This window comes from Variovorax trehalosi, from assembly GCF_051216415.1.
Lineage (GTDB): Bacteria > Pseudomonadota > Gammaproteobacteria > Burkholderiales > Burkholderiaceae_C > Variovorax.
Map to the genome: position 1 here is coordinate 1,509,478 of NZ_JBPJZG010000001.1, position 16,529 is coordinate 1,526,006.

General features: G+C 67.9%; 11 protein-coding genes. 4 read left to right on the plus strand and 7 right to left on the minus strand.

The genetic code is table 11. The annotated features are described in order from the left end of the window. Nucleotides 1-101 precede the first annotated feature (101 nt). Nucleotides 102-1,463: a homoserine dehydrogenase gene (locus ACSFA7_RS06990; RefSeq protein WP_435498695.1), complete on the minus strand. Its 1,362-nt coding sequence runs from the start codon at nucleotides 1,461-1,463 to the stop codon at nucleotides 102-104. A 310-nt stretch (nucleotides 1,464-1,773) separates the two neighbouring features. Here ACSFA7_RS06990 and ACSFA7_RS06995 point away from each other — a divergent pair, with 310 nt between their 5' ends. After that, the gene (locus ACSFA7_RS06995; protein WP_435498696.1) at nucleotides 1,774-4,473 is read left to right on the plus strand and encodes a bifunctional acetate--CoA ligase family protein/GNAT family N-acetyltransferase; all 2,700 of its coding nucleotides are present in this window, start codon (nucleotides 1,774-1,776) and stop codon (nucleotides 4,471-4,473) included. 18 nt (nucleotides 4,474-4,491) lie between these two features. Here ACSFA7_RS06995 and ACSFA7_RS07000 read toward each other — a convergent pair whose 3' ends face one another. Next, nucleotides 4,492-5,460: a hypothetical protein gene (locus ACSFA7_RS07000; RefSeq protein WP_435498697.1), complete on the minus strand. Its 969-nt coding sequence runs from the start codon at nucleotides 5,458-5,460 to the stop codon at nucleotides 4,492-4,494. 44 nt (nucleotides 5,461-5,504) lie between these two features. Further along, nucleotides 5,505-8,645: an amidohydrolase family protein gene (locus tag ACSFA7_RS07005; RefSeq protein WP_435498698.1), complete on the minus strand. Its 3,141-nt coding sequence runs from the start codon at nucleotides 8,643-8,645 to the stop codon at nucleotides 5,505-5,507. A 215-nt stretch (nucleotides 8,646-8,860) separates the two neighbouring features. Here ACSFA7_RS07005 and ACSFA7_RS07010 point away from each other — a divergent pair, with 215 nt between their 5' ends. From ACSFA7_RS07010 to ACSFA7_RS07020, 3 genes are read left to right on the plus strand one after another with little or no spacing between them, the layout of a single operon-like run. Continuing rightward, nucleotides 8,861-9,901, plus strand: coding sequence for an Lnb N-terminal periplasmic domain-containing protein (locus ACSFA7_RS07010; RefSeq protein ID WP_435498699.1), 1,041 nt, complete (start codon nucleotides 8,861-8,863; stop codon nucleotides 9,899-9,901). Continuing rightward, nucleotides 9,898-11,835: an esterase/lipase family protein gene (locus tag ACSFA7_RS07015; RefSeq protein ID WP_435498700.1), complete on the plus strand. Its 1,938-nt coding sequence runs from the start codon at nucleotides 9,898-9,900 to the stop codon at nucleotides 11,833-11,835. The genes ACSFA7_RS07010 and ACSFA7_RS07015 overlap by 4 nt, the downstream gene beginning before the upstream one ends. A 37-nt stretch (nucleotides 11,836-11,872) precedes the next feature. Next, nucleotides 11,873-12,118: a hypothetical protein gene (locus tag ACSFA7_RS07020; protein ID WP_206173390.1), complete on the plus strand. Its 246-nt coding sequence runs from the start codon at nucleotides 11,873-11,875 to the stop codon at nucleotides 12,116-12,118. Here ACSFA7_RS07020 and ACSFA7_RS07025 read toward each other — a convergent pair. From ACSFA7_RS07025 to ACSFA7_RS07040, 4 genes are all read right to left on the minus strand, one after another. After that, nucleotides 12,102-13,292 (minus strand): YeeE/YedE family protein, encoded by a 1,191-nt coding sequence (locus ACSFA7_RS07025; RefSeq protein WP_435498701.1) that lies wholly within the window; start codon nucleotides 13,290-13,292, stop codon nucleotides 12,102-12,104. The two genes, ACSFA7_RS07020 and ACSFA7_RS07025, sit on opposite strands and share 17 nt — an antisense overlap. A 142-nt stretch (nucleotides 13,293-13,434) precedes the next feature. Beyond that, a complete protein-coding gene (locus ACSFA7_RS07030; RefSeq protein WP_206173392.1) occupies nucleotides 13,435-14,385 on the minus strand; it encodes a sulfurtransferase in 951 nt (316 codons plus the stop codon). Between the two features lie 136 nt (nucleotides 14,386-14,521). Continuing rightward, nucleotides 14,522-15,571, minus strand: a complete 1,050-nt coding sequence (locus tag ACSFA7_RS07035) for an LLM class flavin-dependent oxidoreductase (RefSeq protein WP_435498702.1) — start codon at nucleotides 15,569-15,571, stop codon at nucleotides 14,522-14,524. A 20-nt stretch (nucleotides 15,572-15,591) separates the two neighbouring features. After that, nucleotides 15,592-16,518, minus strand: a complete 927-nt coding sequence (locus ACSFA7_RS07040; protein ID WP_435498703.1) for an ABC transporter substrate-binding protein — start codon at nucleotides 16,516-16,518, stop codon at nucleotides 15,592-15,594. Nucleotides 16,519-16,529 lie beyond the last annotated feature (11 nt).

Genomic DNA, 16,529 nt, shown 5'->3' on the forward strand with positions numbered 1-16,529 from the left:
ATTGGCGATCACGCGTCGCCCGACCTCTGGGGCGACGGTGAAGCTAGCCCCTTTTCCGCCAGGCACACAGTGCCTAAAGTCATTCCTCCGTTTTCCCGAAGTCAGTTCGCGAGTTCTTCCACGCGAAGCGTCGTCACCGCGCCATTCACCGTCGGATGCGCCCGCAGCGCATGCATTGCCAGGTCGATCGCGGCTTGCGTTGCCGGTCCCGTCAACACCAGAACCTGGGGCCCCATCTCTGGCTGTTCCGCCGCCAGCACCACCTGCTGTACCGGCACTTGGTGTCCTGCCAGCAAGGCCGCGACCGCTTCGATCTGGCTCGCCGCATGCAAAGGCACTCGCAGGTAGTGCGAGGTGCGCACGGCAGCACGCGGCAACGCCTGCAGTTCGCTCATGGCATGCGCATGAAAGCCCAGGTGCGGCACGCGCTGCGCGGCATGGGTGCCATCGAGCCGGGCCACATCGACCAGGTCGGCGATCACGGCCGACGCCGTCTGCTCCGAGCCGGCACCTGCACCGTAGTACATCGTCACGCCCGATGCATCGCCCTTGACCATGACCGCGTTCATCGAGCCGTTCACATGCGCCATCAGATGCGCGGCGGGCACGAGCGCGGGCTGCACGCGCAGCTCGACGCCGTCCTCCTGCCGCCGAGCGATGCCCAGCAGCTTGATGCGGTAGCCCAGCTGTTCGGCGCAGGTCACGTCCACACCTTGCAGCGCGGTGATGCCCTCCACCTGCACATCGGCAAAGCGCACCGGCGTGCCGAACGCATTGGCAGCGAGCAGCGTCAGCTTGTGCGCGGCATCGATGCCCTCGATATCGAAGGCCGGGTCGGCCTCGGCATAGCCCAGGGCCTGTGCCTCGGCGAGCGCGGCGGCGAAGTCCAGGCCCTCGTCGCGCATCTTGCTCAGGATGAAATTGGTGGTGCCGTTGATGATGCCCGCCACCCATTCGATGCGGTTGGCCGTCAGCCCCTCGCGCAGCGCCTTGATGATGGGGATGCTGACCGCCACTGCGCCTTCGTAGGCCACCGCCACGCCGTGTTGCCGGGCGGCAGCGAAGATCTCGGCGCCGTGCTCCGCCAGCAGCGCCTTGTTGGCCGTGACCACATGTTTGCCATGCGCGATGGCCGCCAGCACCCAGTCGCGTGCCGGGCCGGTGCCGCCGGCCACTTCGACCAGGACGTCGATGTCGGGGTGCGTGGCGAGGTGCATCGGGTCATCGGTCAGCGGGACGCCATCGCCCACGATGCCGGCAGCCCGCGGCAGGTTGCGCGCGGCCACCATCACCACCTCGATGTCCCGCCCTGCCCGGCCGGCAATCTCGGCCTGGTTGCGGGCCAGCACACGGAAGGTGCCCGAGCCCACGGTGCCGATGCCGATCATGCCCACGCGCAGCGGGCGCATGGCTACGGGAACACCGTGAAGCGGCTGAAGGGACTGGACTGGATCGCGGTACATGGGACTTCTCCGAACGAAAGAACAAACAAAAAACCCAGCTGCCAGAGCTGGGTTTCATTCCTTCGGGGGAGAAGAGCGATTCACCAGGTGGCTGCCGGAACGGCCACCTACGCGTGCTCAGGTGGCCGCGGTGGTAATGGAGGTAATCATTCGTGCACCCATTGCCTGCGGGAGTGCAGGCGGCATCATCCGGCCCATGCGGGCGGCGGCGGATGCGGTGTGGAGTGGGAGGCACGACATGGAGGCCGGAGTGTACAGGACCCGTATGGGCACTGACGACAGGCCCCGCCTATAGGTGCAAACTTGGCGCATGGACAAGCACTTCCTGACCCCGCTCTTCGCACCCGCCTCCGCCGTGGCCTTCGTGGGCAACGCCAGCGACTCCGGCGGCCAGACCGCATCGGGCCGCGTGCTGCGCGAGGCCTTCCGCGCCGACCGCTTCGACGGCACGCTGCGCTTTCTCGACGTGCGCACCAAGGGCACGCTCGAGGAACTTTCGCAGACGCATGCCGACCTCGCCCTGATCGCGCTCGCGCCGCAGGACGTGGCGGCTGCCCTGGAGATCGCCGGACGCATCGGTTGCAAGGCAGCGGTGGTCATCTCCAACGGCATCGCGTCGGAGCAAGCGGCCCAGTGGCGCAAGATCGCGCGCCGCGAAGGCGTGCACCTGCTCGGGCCGAATTCGCTGGGCTTCCAGCGCCCACTGCTGCATCTGAACGCCAGCGTCGCGGGGCCGCTGGCCAAGGCCGGGCCGCTTGCACTGGTGTCGCAATCGGGCGCGCTCACCGCCTCGATGCTCGATTGGGCGCGGCAGAACGGCGTGGGGTTTTCCAGCGTGGTGTCGCTGGGCCCGCACACCTCGGTGGATATTCCGCAGGTGCTCGACTTCCTTGCCAACGACCAGGCCACGCACAGCATCATCGTGTACCTCGAAGGCATCTCGGACGCGCGCCGCTTCATGAGTGCCCTGCGTTCGGCTTCGCATGCCAAGCCGGTGGTGGTGCTCAAGGCCGGACGCAAGCCTGCTGGCAACGCGGCGGCGCAGACGCACAGCGCGGCCATCGTGGGCAGCGACGACGTGTTCGATGCCGCGCTGCGCCGCGCAGGCGCCGTGCGGGTGCGCTCCTTTGTCGAACTGTTCTCGGCCGCCAAGTGCCTCGCCTCCCGTTACCGCCCCGTGGGCAAACGACTCGCCGTGGTGACCAACGGCGGTGGCCCCGGCGTGCTGGCGGCCGACTGGATCAACGAGATTGGCCTCGACCTCGGCAAGCTCTCCGCGCCCGCGCAGAAGCTGTTGCAGCCCGCGCTGCCGCCGCTCGCAACGCTCACGGACCTGATCGACCTTTCCGAAGACGCCACGCCCGCGCATTACCGCGCCGCCATCGACACCGCCTCGGCCGACAGCCAGGTCGATGGCGTGCTGGCCATCTTTTCCCCCAAGGCCGGCGCCGATGCAGCCGCCACCGCCCGCGCCCTCGCCGACATCCCCCGTCCGATGAACAAGCCGCTGCTGGCCTGCTGGATGGGCGACTCGTCCGTCGGCAATGCGCGCGCGGTGCTCGCCGAAGCCACCATCCCGAGCTTCCGCACGCCGGAGGCAGCCGTGGGCGCGTTCGGCAACATCGCGGCCTTCTATCAGAACCAGCAGTTGCTGCAGCAGACGCCGCCGCCCCTCTCGGCCCTGGCCAAGCCCGACATCGAAGGCGCCCGCCTGCTGATCGAGAGCGTGCTGGCAGAGCGCCGCAAGGTACTGACGGAGATGGAGTCGAAGTCGCTGCTGTCGTGCTTCCATATCCCGATCACCCGAACGCTGCTCGCGCGCAGCGCCAACGAAGCCATGATGATCGCCACGCAGCTGGGCTTTCCGGTGGCGCTGAAGATCGATTCGCCCGACATCAGCCACAAGTCCGATGTGGAAGGCGTGGCGCTCAACGTGCTCAACGGCACCAGCGCGCGCGACACCTACGTCGAGATGATGGAGCGCGTCGCCCGCCTCGCCCCCGAGGCGCGCATCAACGGCGTGACGGTGCAGAAGATGGTGAAGGCGCGGCGCGGCCGCGAGATCTACGTCGGCCTCGTGACCGACGAGCCCTTCGGCCCGGTCATCGTCTTCGGCGCGGGCGGCACCATGATCGAGCTCATGAACGACCGCGCGATGGAGTTGCCGCCGCTCAACCAGTTTCTCGCGCACCGCCTCATCGAACGCTCGCGCGTGGCCGAGACACTGGGCGAATGGCGCGGCGCGAACCCGGTGAACATGGAGGCGCTCGAAGACGTGCTGCTGCGCGTCTCGGAAATGGTGTGCGAGCTGCCCGAGCTGCGCGAGATGGACATCAACCCCATCATCGTGGACGAGCATGGCGCGGTGTCGGTTGATGCGCGCATCGTGGTCGACAGCAGCCCGCAGGCAGTGGCGGGCCACGTGGGCAGCGGCTACCAGCACCTGGCCATCATGCCGTACCCCGCGCGCTACCGGCGCGAATGGCCGCTGCCCGGCACGGGCGGCGACATCTACACCGTGCGGCCTGTGCATCCGAACGACGCGCAGATGCTGCAGGCGCTGGTGCAGGGCCTCTCGCCCGAGAGCCGGTGGTTTCGCTTCGTCTCGCGCTTCCACGAGCTGCCGCCGTCGATGCTCTCGCGCTTCACGCTGATCGACTACGACCGCGAGATGGCGCTGGTGGCGGTGGTGATGGAGCGCAGCAACGCGCCCGACGGCACCATCCTCGACAGCGAGCGCATCGTGGGCGTGTCGCGCTATGTCACCAACCCCGACCAGACCAGCTGCGAGTTCTCGCTGGTGGTGGCCGACGAGTTCAGCGGCAAGGGCATCGGCTCGCGGCTGCTCGAAAGCATCATCGACGTGGCGCGCGACCGGGGCCTGGCGGAAGTCGACGGCCTCGTGCTCGCGAACAACCCCGACATGCTGAAGCTGGTGCGCCGGCTGGGCTTCAGCGTGAAGTCGTTCCCCGAAGACCCCGATTTCAAGCTCGTGACCTACATGCTGTAGCTGGGTGCGTCGGTTCGCTCAGTTCGAATCGACCATGTAGAACCAGATCGGCTCCAGCCGCGAGGTAGCCGTGGGCCGGTGCAGGTAGATGTCGTAGACCAGCGTGCGGTCTTGCCTGAACTTCTGGTACGGCACGCGCAGCACGCCTTCGCCGAGGTTGGGTGCATCGGTCCGCTTCAGGCGAACCAGCTTGTTGCCCGACAGCGTCTCGACGGCGTAGTTCTCCAGCGGCGCCAGCGTCATGCCACCTCCATTCACCGAGTTCACCCACTGGTCGAACCGGCGCCGCGCTTCATCGGGCGTCATGTAGTTGACCTCGTAGGCCATGAACTCGGCCTTGGCCAGTGCCCCCATGAAGGCCACGCCGTTCCTCTTGCGGAAGTCGTCCATCAGCCGTTCGTAGGCCGCGACCACCTCGGTCTTCAGTTGCGCATCGCCCGCATCCAGCGGCACGCTGTTGCGCCAACCAGCGAGCGCATAGGGCACCGACGCATCGAAGGTGAGCGACTTCGAGGCCTCGTTCCCCTGCTTGAATTCGGGCTGCTTGCCATCGACCAGCTTGGGCAATTCGTAGTTGGCCAGCGTCTTCGCCGGCTCGCGCCCGCCTCCCTTCATCCAGCCGCTCGCGATCACCTCGAGCTTGAACGCGTCGGTGTCGGGCAGCCGCTCCTGACCGGGGCCGGGTGCGAAGCGCACTGTCACCGTCTGCGGCCCGCTTTGCAGGATCGCCTGATTGACGAAGAATTTGAAGGTGCCGGCCCGCTTGAGCGGACTCTTGTAGAGCGGCAGTTCATTGACGAACACCTGGAAGGCCAGCGTGCCGTCGCCGGTAACCGCCACCTCGTAGGTTGGCTTGCGGTCGTACTGCACGAGGTTCTTGAACGCCTGCGCGGAGGGTGGACGCGGCGCGGGGGCCATGGGTTGCGCGAACGCTGCGAGTGCCTGCAGCAGCAACAGCGAAACGACGACACGAACGATCCTCTTCATCCCATGGCCCTTTTTTCTTGAACGACGATGCAGCCGCTGCGCGCTCAGTCCGCGTGGTTCATGTCCGCGCAGTTGTGCGGATCGGCACGGCACAGCTTCTCATAAGCGACCACCGCTTTCCTTCGCTCGTGCAAGGCGGCCGGCGTGCGGAACGGCGCGAGGATCTCGCCGAGCGACATGCTCACCCCGTTCTTCACCACGTACTCGACGGCGGCCGCGGCCTTCAGGTCCTGCAGCGGATTGCCGCGCACGATCACCAGGTCGGCCAGCTTGCCGACCTCCACCGTGCCCAGGTCCTGCTCGACGCGGCTCATCCGCGCGGCGTTGATGGTCACATCCTGCAGTGCCTGGTGGTTGGTCGCGGCCATGCCCGCCGCGCGCAGGTTGGTCTGCAGCGCGATGCCGGGCGCGACCAGCGGCGTATCGGTGCCGATGGCCAGCAGGCCGCCCGCGCGCTGCACCTTGGCCGATTGCTCGGCGTCCTTGCGGGCGAGCTGCAGCACGGCCGGGGTCGGCGCCTTGGTGTCGCGCAGGCCCGTGAGGAAGTTCGGCGGGATCAGCAGCTTGAAGCGGTCGTCGCTGGTCATCAACGGGTCTTCCCCCACCAGTGCAAGCGAGGAGAACAGCGTGTCGACCAGGCGGAAATCGGCCTTCGCATGCAGGTCGTACGCGTCCTGGTAGGTGAAGCCGCCGACCGACTTCGACCATCCATAGCCCATGCGCTGCGTCGCCGACAGGTGCGTGGTGCCGCCGATGCCGGCCGCCGCGCCCGGCGCCAGCATGTGCGTGCCGGTGGGCACGCCCATGTCGAGCCCGGCCTGCGCGATCTTCGCCATGATCGGGATCGGCGCGCGCACGTACGACTTCAGGTAGTCAGCCCCCATGGCCTTGGCCTTCGCGATCTCCAGGTCGGCCACCTCGGGCGTGCGCAGGGTCCGCGCAAAGCTGTAGAAGAGCCGGTTGCCCTCCCACAGCGGCGGCGAGACGAACAGGCGCGGGCCCACGAGGTTGCCCGCGTCCAGCGCCTCGCGCATCTCGATGCTCTGGTGCAGCGGCCCCGCGACCGATTGCGTCGAGGTGATGCCATAGGCCAGCATCGACGCGGCCACCTGCCCGTACTGCCCGCCCTGGTACAGGGTGAGCGGATGGAAGTGCGGGTCCCACAGCCCCGGCATCACAGTGAGCGCCGATGCGTCGATGTACTTGCGGGCACGCCGCGCAGCCGCCGGATCGTGCGGGCGAATCGCCGTGATGCGGTTGCCGTTGATGACGATGTCGACGTCGGTGCGCAAGGTGTCGCTGTTGCCGTCCCACAGGCGGCCCGCGCGCACGATCGTGGTTCCGTTCGACACGGCCTGCGTCCACGAGAGATCGAGCGGAATCTCCCTGGCGCCCGAGCCGTCGGCCGCGATGGTCTTGAGCTTGTCGGTCGCCTTGTAGAGGATGGTGCGCGAGTCGCCCGCCCACGAAGGCAGGTCTGCCGCCTCCCCGGCGAGCTTGACCGGCGCGCCGAAGGGCGAGCCGTCGGGGTTGAGCTGCATCACGTGCAACACCGAATCCATGATGAAGGCCACCTTGGTGCCGTCCGGCGACACGACCGCGGCGCCCTCCTCGCGGTCGGAGATCTGCATCGGCTCCTTGGCCACGGAATGGAAGGTGCCGGTCCGGGCCGCGATGTCGATCACGCGCAGCTTGTTGTAGCCCTCGCGAAAGCGGTTGTTCATGCGCTCGTTGTCCACCAGCACCACCCGCTTGCCGTCCGGCAGCCACGAGGGCGTGCTGACCTGCGAGCTCACCTGCGCGATCACCACCTGCGGCGTGCGCGAGGCGATGTCCCACACCTCGAGCTGGCCGGAGCCAGTGGTGTAGGCGATGCGGTCCCCAGTCGGCGACATCTTCGGCGTGACCATCGACTTCGCCTGGATCGCCGCAAGGCGCGTGCGCCGCTTCGAGCCGATCTCGACCTGGTCGATGGCCAGTGCGCCGCCGTTGCCCTTCTCGGTCGAGAAGTACACGGCACGCCCGTCGGGCGTGAACTGTGGGCTGCCATCGCGCGCCTTGTCGTTGGTCAGGCGCACCGGCGTCTGGCCGATCTTCATCACCCACACGTCGTTGAGCGCGACGAAGGCCACGCTCTGGCCGTCGGGCGAGATCACCGGTCCGCTGATGCCGCGCACCGGCTGCGGGCCCATGGCGTTGAAGCCGCGGTCTTTCTGCTTGTCGATGGCGGGCCGGCGCACGGTCAGCGTCGCGCTGAAGGGCACGTTGGCGGGCGCTTCGCCGGCCGCATTGCGGATCTTGATCTGGCCGTCCGCCGTGTACATGAAGCGACCATCCGCAAGGTGGCGCACCGGGAACGGGAAGAAGTCTTCGTTCTGCGCCACGTCCTTGCCGCGCACGCTCAAGGTCTTGCGGTCGGTCTGGAACACCAGGCCCGAGCCGTCGGGCGCCCATGCGGGCATGGTGCCGGGGCCGACGAGCTTCGGGGCCTCGGTGCTGCCGACCGTCCGCGTGAAGACGCGGGCCGTGTCCACGAAGGCAAGCTGCCTGCCGTCGGGCGAGAGGGCCGGATTGCTTTCCGCACCGGCGCCCGAGGTCAGGGCCGTGTAGCGCGCATCGTCGAGCGACACGCGCCAGATCTTGTATTGGCCGTCGTTGCTGCGGTCCGATGCGAAGACCAGGCCCCTGCCGTCCGGCGTCCACGCGGGCTCGCGGTCGTCGTAGGGGCCGGTGGTGATGCGCCGAAGGCCTGCGCCATCGGGCTGCACGACCCAGAGGTGATAGTTGCCTTCCGCGTCGTAGTTCTGGAATGCTACGAGGCGACCATCAGGCGACCACACCGGTGCGGTCGGCTCCATGTCCCAGCTCGTGATGCGCGTGGCGATGCCGCCGCGCAGCGGAAGCATCCAGAGCGCGCCCATCGCGGTGAATGCGATGCGCTTGCCGTCGGGCGACGGCGCGGCGGCCATGTTGGTGCCTTCGTGGAATTCGACCGACACGTCCTTGGTCGAGCCCTGCAGCGTGTTCACGCTCGTGATCGGCACGGCGGGCTTCGTGACGCCCGTGGAATCGGTACGGGCAACGAGGCCGCTGCTGCTGCCGATGCCGATGCCGCATCCGGCGATCAATACCGAAACGGCCGCGGCAACAGCCAAGGCCGGCGCGTGTTTGCGCATCTTCTTCATGAGGGAGGTCTCCTGTTGGTCTTCTTGTTCCGCACATTCGCCTGCGGACGGACGGCACACGGGGGCGTACCGGTTCACTCTGTGTGCGCTTTCTGACAGCGCGCTTACCCGCTAGCGGTGGAGACCACAAACCGCCGGCGCGCCGTAATAAGCTTGGGCGTTGCGCGCCCTGCGTAATGAATTCGTTGCAAATCACCGGTTTCCCTTCCCCTTCCATGATTCGAACCTTCCTGCGTTTCTCCGGCCGCCTCGTGGCCTCGCTCGCCGTGCTGCTCACGGCCGCATGGGCCTGTGCGGCCCTGTGGTACCAGCTGCCGGCAACACCCGCCATCAAGATCGCAGCCGGCGTGCTCTGGGCCGGCTTCGGCCTCGTGGCGATCGCGCTGCTGTGGCGCGGCAAGGCCGCACGCGCCCTGCTCTCGTATGCCGTGGGGTTCGCCATGGTGCTCGCGTGGTGGGGCACCGTCCTGCCTTCGCAGGATCGCGTCTGGGCCGACGACGTGGCGCGGCAGCTCGTCGCGCGCGTCGAGGGGAACGTGGTCACGATGGAGAACGTGCGCAACTTCGACTGGCGCAGCGACACCGACTACACCCCGCGGTGGGAAACCCGCCGCTACGACCTCGACCGCCTTCGCTCGGTCGACGTGTCGCTCTCCTACTGGACCGGCCCAGCCATCGCCCACACGCTCGTGTCCTTCGGCTTCGACGACGGCCAGTTCGTCACCTTCTCCATCGAGATCCGCAAGGAACGCGGCGAGAGCTTCTCGTCCGTCGGCGGTTTCTTCAAGGAGTTCGAAATGAGCCTCGTCGCGGCCGACGAGCACGACATCCTGCGGGTGCGCACCAACGTGCGCGGCGAAGACGTCTACATGTACCGCGTGCGCCTGCCCCAGGCCGAGATGCGCTCGCTGTTCCTCGGCTATCTGAATGAAGGCGCGGCGCTGGTGCGCGCGCCGAGCTTCTACAACACGCTCACCGCCAACTGCACGACCATCGTCTACGCGCTTGCCAGGCATGTGGTGCCGGGGCTGCCGATGGACTGGCGGCTGCTGGCGTCGGGTTACCTGCCGGAGTACCTCCACGACGTCGGTGCCCTGACGCCGGGCCTTGGCATGGAAGCGTTGCGCGCGGCCGGGCGCATCACCGAACGTGCACGCGCGTTCGACAAGAATCCCGGCGCGGACAACTTCTCGCAGGCCATCCGGGACGAATTGCCGGGCGTCGAAATGGCAGTCGATGCCGGAGCCAAGCCATGACGGCTTCGCGTTTCCTGGCACTGCCGGCCCTGCTCTGCGCCGCCCTGCTGCTGACCGGCTGCGCAGGCGTCACGGTCGGCTCGATCTCTCCCTCCGAATACCTTGCGCAGCGCCGCGGCGACGTGCTCATCACCGGCAAGCTGAGCACCTCGGCGCAGGAGGTGCTGCGCGTGATCGGATCGGACACCGACCAGTGCACCGCGAACGGACAGGCCTGCCGCCAGGCCCTGGCCGACTCCACCGGCCTCACCGATGAGCAACGGCTCTCCGCCCTCTCGGAAGTCTGGCTCCAGGTGGCACTCACGACCGGCAAGGCCGGTGGCACGAATGCCGGCCCCTCTGCGCCCGAGACCATCGAGGCCTACCTGGAGACCGCGCGCCATGCCTACGCCTACCTGTTCTTCACCGCGCGCAAGCCGCGCGACCGGGCCTTCGAAGACCGCCAGACGCAGGTGCGCGACTACTACAACTACGCGGTGCAACAGGCCATCACCGGCCTCTTCAGCCGCTACCGCCAGAGCGGCCTCGCAGGCGACGATGCGCTGCCGCGCGTGCCGCAGGTGGGTGCCTGGCGCATCGACACCGACCTGTCCGCGCTCGAACTGCGTCCCGACGATCCGGTGCCGCAGGCGCTGATTCCCGCCGCCTCGCTCACCTTCTCAGGCCTGCGCAATACCTACCGGCGCGACGGATTCGGCGCCGAGCTGGTGGTGGAGACCAACCAGCCGGCGCCCTCGCCACGCCCCGCGGACAACAAGACCGAGGACGACACGCCGCCCTACAGCGAGATGCCCTTCCCCGGTCTGACCGCGCTCCTGCGCTTCGAAGGCGCGGACCTGCGCGCGGTGCTCGCCACGCACACCGCGCGCATCGTGGTGTTCGACCCCTATCGCACCTCGACCACGCGACTCGCGGAGCAGGACATTCCGCTTGCCGCCAACTTCACCTCCGGCTACGGCCTCTGGCTCGCCCGCTCCGACTTCGCACGCCAAGCGCTGCGCAGCCTGTTCGGCAGCGCCGACGGGCTCACCCGGCCGCGCATCTACCTGATGCAGCCCTACGACCCGAACCGGCGCACGGTCATCATGCTGCACGGCCTCGCGAGCAGCCCCGAGGCGTGGATCAACGTGGCCAACGAGGTGCTGGGCGACGAAACGCTGCGCCGCAGCTACCAGATCTGGCAGGTCTACTACCCGACGAATGCGCCGCTGCCGATCAACAACTTCGCGATCCGCCAGGCCATCACCGAGACGCTGGCGCACTTCGACCCGGGCGGCAAAGCCGAGGCCTCCCGCAACATCACGCTGATCGGGCACAGCATGGGCGGCGTGCTCTCGCGCCTCTTGGTGTCTTCGTCGGGCGACAAGCTGTGGGACGCGCTCATCACGAGCTACCCCATGCAGGGCGCACAGCAGCAGCGCATCGAGCAGCGGCTCGCGCCCTACCTGCGCTTCGAGCCGCTGCCGCAGGTGAGCGATGCGATCTTCATCGCCTCGCCGCACCGCGGCACGCCGTTCGCCAACAACCGCGTCGCGCGCTGGGTGGCCAACCTCATCACGCTGCCGGTGGCGATGCTGGGGCAGCTGAACGACATCTCCCGCGATCTGATGCGCATCGCGCCCGGCAAGCAGGACATCGGGCCGCTGCGCATTCCCAACAGCATCGACAACCTGAGCGACCGCGATGCCTTCGTGCAGATGTCCTCGGGCCTGCCGATGAACCCGCGCGTGCGCTTCCACTCGATCATCGGCAACGACACGCCGGGCGTCGCCCAGGCGCTCTCGAGCGACGGCATCGTGCCCTACGAGAGCGCGCACCTGGACGGCGCGGCGTCCGAGCTGGTGCTTCGGTCGGCGCACAGCGTGCAGGAGAACCCGCTGGCCATTCTGGAAATTCGGCGAATACTCCGGGAACAATTGCGGCCCGCCCGGTAGTCAGAGCAGGCGCCCCCCACATCATCCCCACTCGCCCATGGACAACTTGCAAGCATTGCAGTCGCTCGGCATCACCCTGCCGAGCCCGGCCTACATCTTCGGTGCCGTCCTGTTCGGCCTCGCGGGCATCGCGGCGTACAGGTACGGCAAGCGCTCCGGCCGCAAGCGAAGCAAATGGATCGGCGTGGCGCTGATGTTCTATCCCTACGCGGTCCCATGGACCTGGTTGCTCTACGTCGTCGGCATCGCGCTGTGCGCGGGCGTCTTCATCGACCGCGATTGAGTACGCGCAGCCCCGCCCACACCGCAAACAGCACGCTCGCACCGAACACCCAGCCCGACAGCGCACCAGCCATGGTGCCCGAGAGCAGGTTGCCGACCGTGCAGCCGAGCCCGGTCATCGCGCCCCATCCGAGCAGCACGCCGCCGCCGAGACCGCGCGCGATCTGACCGGGCTTCGGCCATGCAGGCTTGAACTGCCCGCTTGCGAGCGCCGCGGCCAGCGCGCCAGCCACGATCCCGCCGATCAGCAATGCATTGGGCGTTTGCCAGAGGCTCTCGACCACGGCTGTGACGCAACCGCCGAAGCCATCGAGCCCGTCGAGCCGCTGCGGCAGAAGGTCCTGTGCGTTCCCGAGGTCGCGCGCCGCGCTGCCCAGCGCGGCCGTCACGCCCAGCGGGCGCAACCGCAGCACCACGATCACAGCGATCGCGCCGACCGCGATGCCGCCCCAGCCATAGGCCCAACGCCCTTGCAGCAAGCCGCGCAACGCAGCCGCAAAGCTGCGGGGCGTTGTCGCCGGTGCTTCGGGCGTTGGCAACCGTCGCCAGAGCACGGCGCTCAGCACACCGAGCAACGCGAGCTGCAACGCGGCCGATCCCGCATAGCCCAGGTGATGCGGCAGCCACACCACCGGCGCAGTGGCGATGGTGGCGCTGTAGAGCCAGTTCCAACTGTTGAAGCCCAGCAGGAACCCACCTGCAGCCCCCAGCAGCGCGAAAGGCGCGGTCGGCGAGCCTTCGCCCAGCCGGTACCAATGGGCGCTGATGCACGAGCCGGACACCACCATGCCCGCGCCGAAGGCTAGGCCCGCGAGCACCAGCGCCCAGCTGACCGGCCCGATGTGCGCATCGGGCGGAAGCCGGCCGGGCTGCGGCACCGGCAGCCAGCCCGTCATGACGACATGCATGCCCACCGTGCCGACCGCGAGCGCCGCCACGATGGCGAGCAGCCCGCGCGCATCGCCACCCTCGAAGTAGTCGCGCGCATGGCAGTAGAAGCAGAAGCGCGAACGCTGCAGCACCACGCCGAGCACGGCGCCCAGCCCGAGTGCGAACGCGAGCGCCCGGCCGCCGCTGCGTTCGCCGAGCAGGTGCACGCCGGCGGCGATCAGCAGCACCGTCGCCGTTGCTGCGACGAGGCCGGTGCGGGAAAGTGAAGGCAATGAAGTGGCCATGTCCGTTCCGGGTCATCCATAAAAAAAGCGAGCCCGAAGGCCCGCTCAAAAGTCGTCCATCAAGTTGGCTGTGAAGACAACCCGACTCCGACTCACCTCGAACTCATTCGTCAACCTGGCTGGAAGCCTGTTTGGAGAGCTGTCACTTGGAAGCCCAGACCGTGCCGCTCGGGTTGTTGACCGGCACGCCGACCGCGTTGCCGTATTCGGTCCACGAGCCGTCGTAGTTGCGCACGTTCTTGTAGCCAAGGATCCTGTTGAGCGCGAACCAGGTGTGGCTCGAACGCTCGCCGATGCGGCAGTAGGTGATGGCCGGCTTGCTGCCGTCGATGCCCACGCCCGCATAGAGCGCCTTCAGTTCGGCGGCCGACTTGAAGGTGCCGTCTTCATTGACCGCACGGCCCCATGGCACGTTGGCCGCGCCGGGGATGTGGCCTGCACGCACCGCCAGCTCGGCGGCGCCGGCGGGCGCAAAGATCTTGCCGCTGTACTCGTCGGCCGAGCGGATGTCGACCAGCTTCGTGTCGCTCTTGCCCTCGGCCACGGCCAGCACGTCGGCCAGCCGCGCGCGAATCTGCGGATTGGGTTGCGTCACCTTGAAGCGGGTGGCGGCGTACTCGGGCGCGCGGTTGTCCAGGCCCCGGTTCTCGGCCTCCCATTTCTTGCGGCCGCCATCGAGCAGCTTCACGTTCGACAGGCCGTACTGGTCGAAGACCCAGGCGCCCCATGCCGCGAACCAGTTGTTGTTGTCGCCGTACAGGACGATGGTGGTGTCCTTGTCGACGCCGGCCGCGGACAGCAGCTTCTCGAAATCGGCCTGGCTCACGATGTCGCGCCGCACGCGGTCGTTGAGGTCGTTGTGCCACGAGAAGTTGACGGCGCCGGGAATGTGGCCGCGCTCGTAGAGGCCGGGGTTCACGCTGACCTCGATCACGCGCAGCTTCGGGTTCTTGAGGTTCTTCTCGAGCCACTCGGTCGACACGAGCGGGCCGCTGCCGTCGGCCGATGCCTGGGCGAACGCGACGGGCGAGGTGGCCAGGAAGGTCAGCGTGGCGAAGGACGCGGCTCGCCACCATCTGCTGAGAATCGACATGCGGAACTCCTTGTGAATGATCATGAAAAAGACAGGCTGGACTCTAGGCAAGCGCGCGCCGATCACCAACGAAGCGTTTGCGATAAGTCCATAACCAATTCAGCAAATACACCCAGCTCGACTAAGGGCAGCCGCATCAATCGGCAAGGAGCGCGGCTTCGCGCACGGGCTTGGGCTCGGCGGGCGCATGCCATCCCAGCTCGGGCGCGATGCGACGTGCGAGGTCGTCCAGGATCTGCTCGTACTCCTCGCTCGCGAAGTTGTAGGGCAGCTCCACGCGCAGTTCGCGCACCTGCGGCAGCACCGGGTCCTTGCGAAGCCGCTCCAGGATTTCGTCGGACGAGCCCACGAGGTCCGTCGCGAAGAGCGTGCGCCGCTCGCCCTGCGGCGTGAGCGTGCGTTCGACGCGGCCCGCCGCGAACTCGCGGTAGCGCCTTCGCATGGCCGCATCGGCACCATCCAGCGGCACGATCACGCGGCCCAATGCCACCCGGCCAGTGCGCAGCCCGGCCTCGCTCGCGCGGTAGCGCTCGATGAGGGCCGACTGAGCCTGCAGGAAATCGTCCGTGTGCTCGCCCGAGAGCACGTTGCCCAGCAACAGGTTGAATCCGTTGCGCCCCGCCCATTCGGCCGAGCGCAGCGATCCGCCGCCGTACCAGAGCCGGTCGATGAGCCCCGGCGCATAGGGCTGCACGCGCGGACGCACGCGCCCGCCCGCCGATTCGACGAAGGTGTCTTCGTCGCCGAGCAGCACGTCTTCCAGGTTGGCTCTGAGGCGCGCCACGCGCTTGTGCGTGAAGTCGATGGTGTTCGGCGCCGCGTCGTAGAAGCGGCTGCCCAGCAGCGCGCCATGCGGCGGCACGCCCGCGCTCAGGCCGACCTGCAGCCGGCCGCGCGAGAGCACGTCGACGGTGGCCAGGTCTTCGGCGAGGCGGAACGGGTTCTCGTAGCCCATCTGGATCACCGCGGCGCCCAGCTCGATGCAGCGCGTGCGCTGTGTCGCGGCCGCGAGGATGGTCGTGGCCGACGACACGCCGCGCTCCAGGTGCCGCTGCCGCACCCAGGCGCTGTCGAAGCCGCGCCGCTCGCCGAACTCGAAGAGCTTCAGTGCCGCCTCGAGGCCGGCCAGCGGGTTGGCCTCGGCGTAATTGCCGGGCGTGAGAAAACCGATGTGATGGATGGCCACGGTACCGCCCTCCTTCTTCTTCAGAACTTGGGCAAGCCCGGGGGATTGATCTCGGACTTGGGCAGCGCCTCTTCCGCGAGGCTCCAGCGCGCGAGCGCCTTGCCGTAGGTGCCGCTGCGGATCAGGTTGTTGGCTGCCACGCTCAGCGCCGCAGCAAGGCCGCTGCCCTTGCGCGTGGCGATCGCCACGTCGGACTTCAGCGGCCAGCCCGCATTCACCGTGCCGACCAGCCGCAACTGCCCGTTCTTCGCCGCCTCGTAGGCCTGCGGCGCGTTGGGGTTGAAGTTGGCATCGACGCGCTTCGTGGTCACCGCCAGCCAGCGTGTCACATCGTCGTCGAAGTACTGGATCGCGACCGGCTTCAGGCCCGCGGCCACGTTCTGCCGGTCCCATTCGAGCAGGATGCGTTCCTGGTTCGTGCCGGCGCCGGTCGTGAGCTTCAGGCCCGCCACGTCCTTCGGTTCCTTGATCGATTTGATGGCGCTGTCCGTGCGCACGTAGAAGCCGTGAAGGCCGAGCCGGTAGGTGGAGAAATCGAACTTCTCCTTGCGCTGCTCGGTCACGCCCACGTTGGAAATCACCGCGTCGTACTTGCCCGAGGCCAGGCCCAGCGGCCAATCAGCCCAGGCGACGGGCTGCAGCTCGAGCTTCAGGCCCAGCGACTCGGCAATGAGGAGCGCGAAGTCGGGGTCGAAGCCAACGACGGTCTTCGCATCGGTGGCGTAGGTGGAGATGGGCGGCGCGAACGGCGAGATCGCGATGGTCAGCACGCCCTCCTTCACGAACTTGAAGCCCGGTGGAATGGCGTTGACCGCTTCGGCGTCCTTGGCCGTATGCAGGCGGCCTTTCTGTTCGGGGCTGAAGTCGAACTTGTCGGCGGCGTGTGCCGTCGTTGCGGCCATCAGGCCGAAGGCGACCAGCGCGACCACTTGGGTCTTGAAAGACATGGTGACTTCGG

Bases quoted from the DNA above. Each gene is read 5' to 3' on its own strand.
- ACSFA7_RS06990 (WP_435498695.1), bottom strand. From the start codon at position 1,463: ATGTACCGCGATCCAGTCCAGTCCCTTCAGCCGCTTCACGGTGTTCCC.
- ACSFA7_RS06995 (WP_435498696.1), top strand. From the start codon at position 1,774: ATGGACAAGCACTTCCTGACCCCGCTCTTCGCACCCGCCTCCGCCGTG.
- ACSFA7_RS07000 (WP_435498697.1), bottom strand. From the start codon at position 5,460: ATGAAGAGGATCGTTCGTGTCGTCGTTTCGCTGTTGCTGCTGCAGGCA.
- ACSFA7_RS07005 (WP_435498698.1), bottom strand. From the start codon at position 8,645: ATGAAGAAGATGCGCAAACACGCGCCGGCCTTGGCTGTTGCCGCGGCC.
- ACSFA7_RS07010 (WP_435498699.1), top strand. From the start codon at position 8,861: ATGATTCGAACCTTCCTGCGTTTCTCCGGCCGCCTCGTGGCCTCGCTC.
- ACSFA7_RS07015 (WP_435498700.1), top strand. From the start codon at position 9,898: ATGACGGCTTCGCGTTTCCTGGCACTGCCGGCCCTGCTCTGCGCCGCC.
- ACSFA7_RS07020 (WP_206173390.1), top strand. From the start codon at position 11,873: ATGGACAACTTGCAAGCATTGCAGTCGCTCGGCATCACCCTGCCGAGC.
- ACSFA7_RS07025 (WP_435498701.1), bottom strand. From the start codon at position 13,292: ATGGCCACTTCATTGCCTTCACTTTCCCGCACCGGCCTCGTCGCAGCA.
- ACSFA7_RS07030 (WP_206173392.1), bottom strand. From the start codon at position 14,385: ATGTCGATTCTCAGCAGATGGTGGCGAGCCGCGTCCTTCGCCACGCTG.
- ACSFA7_RS07040 (WP_435498703.1), bottom strand. From the start codon at position 16,518: ATGTCTTTCAAGACCCAAGTGGTCGCGCTGGTCGCCTTCGGCCTGATG.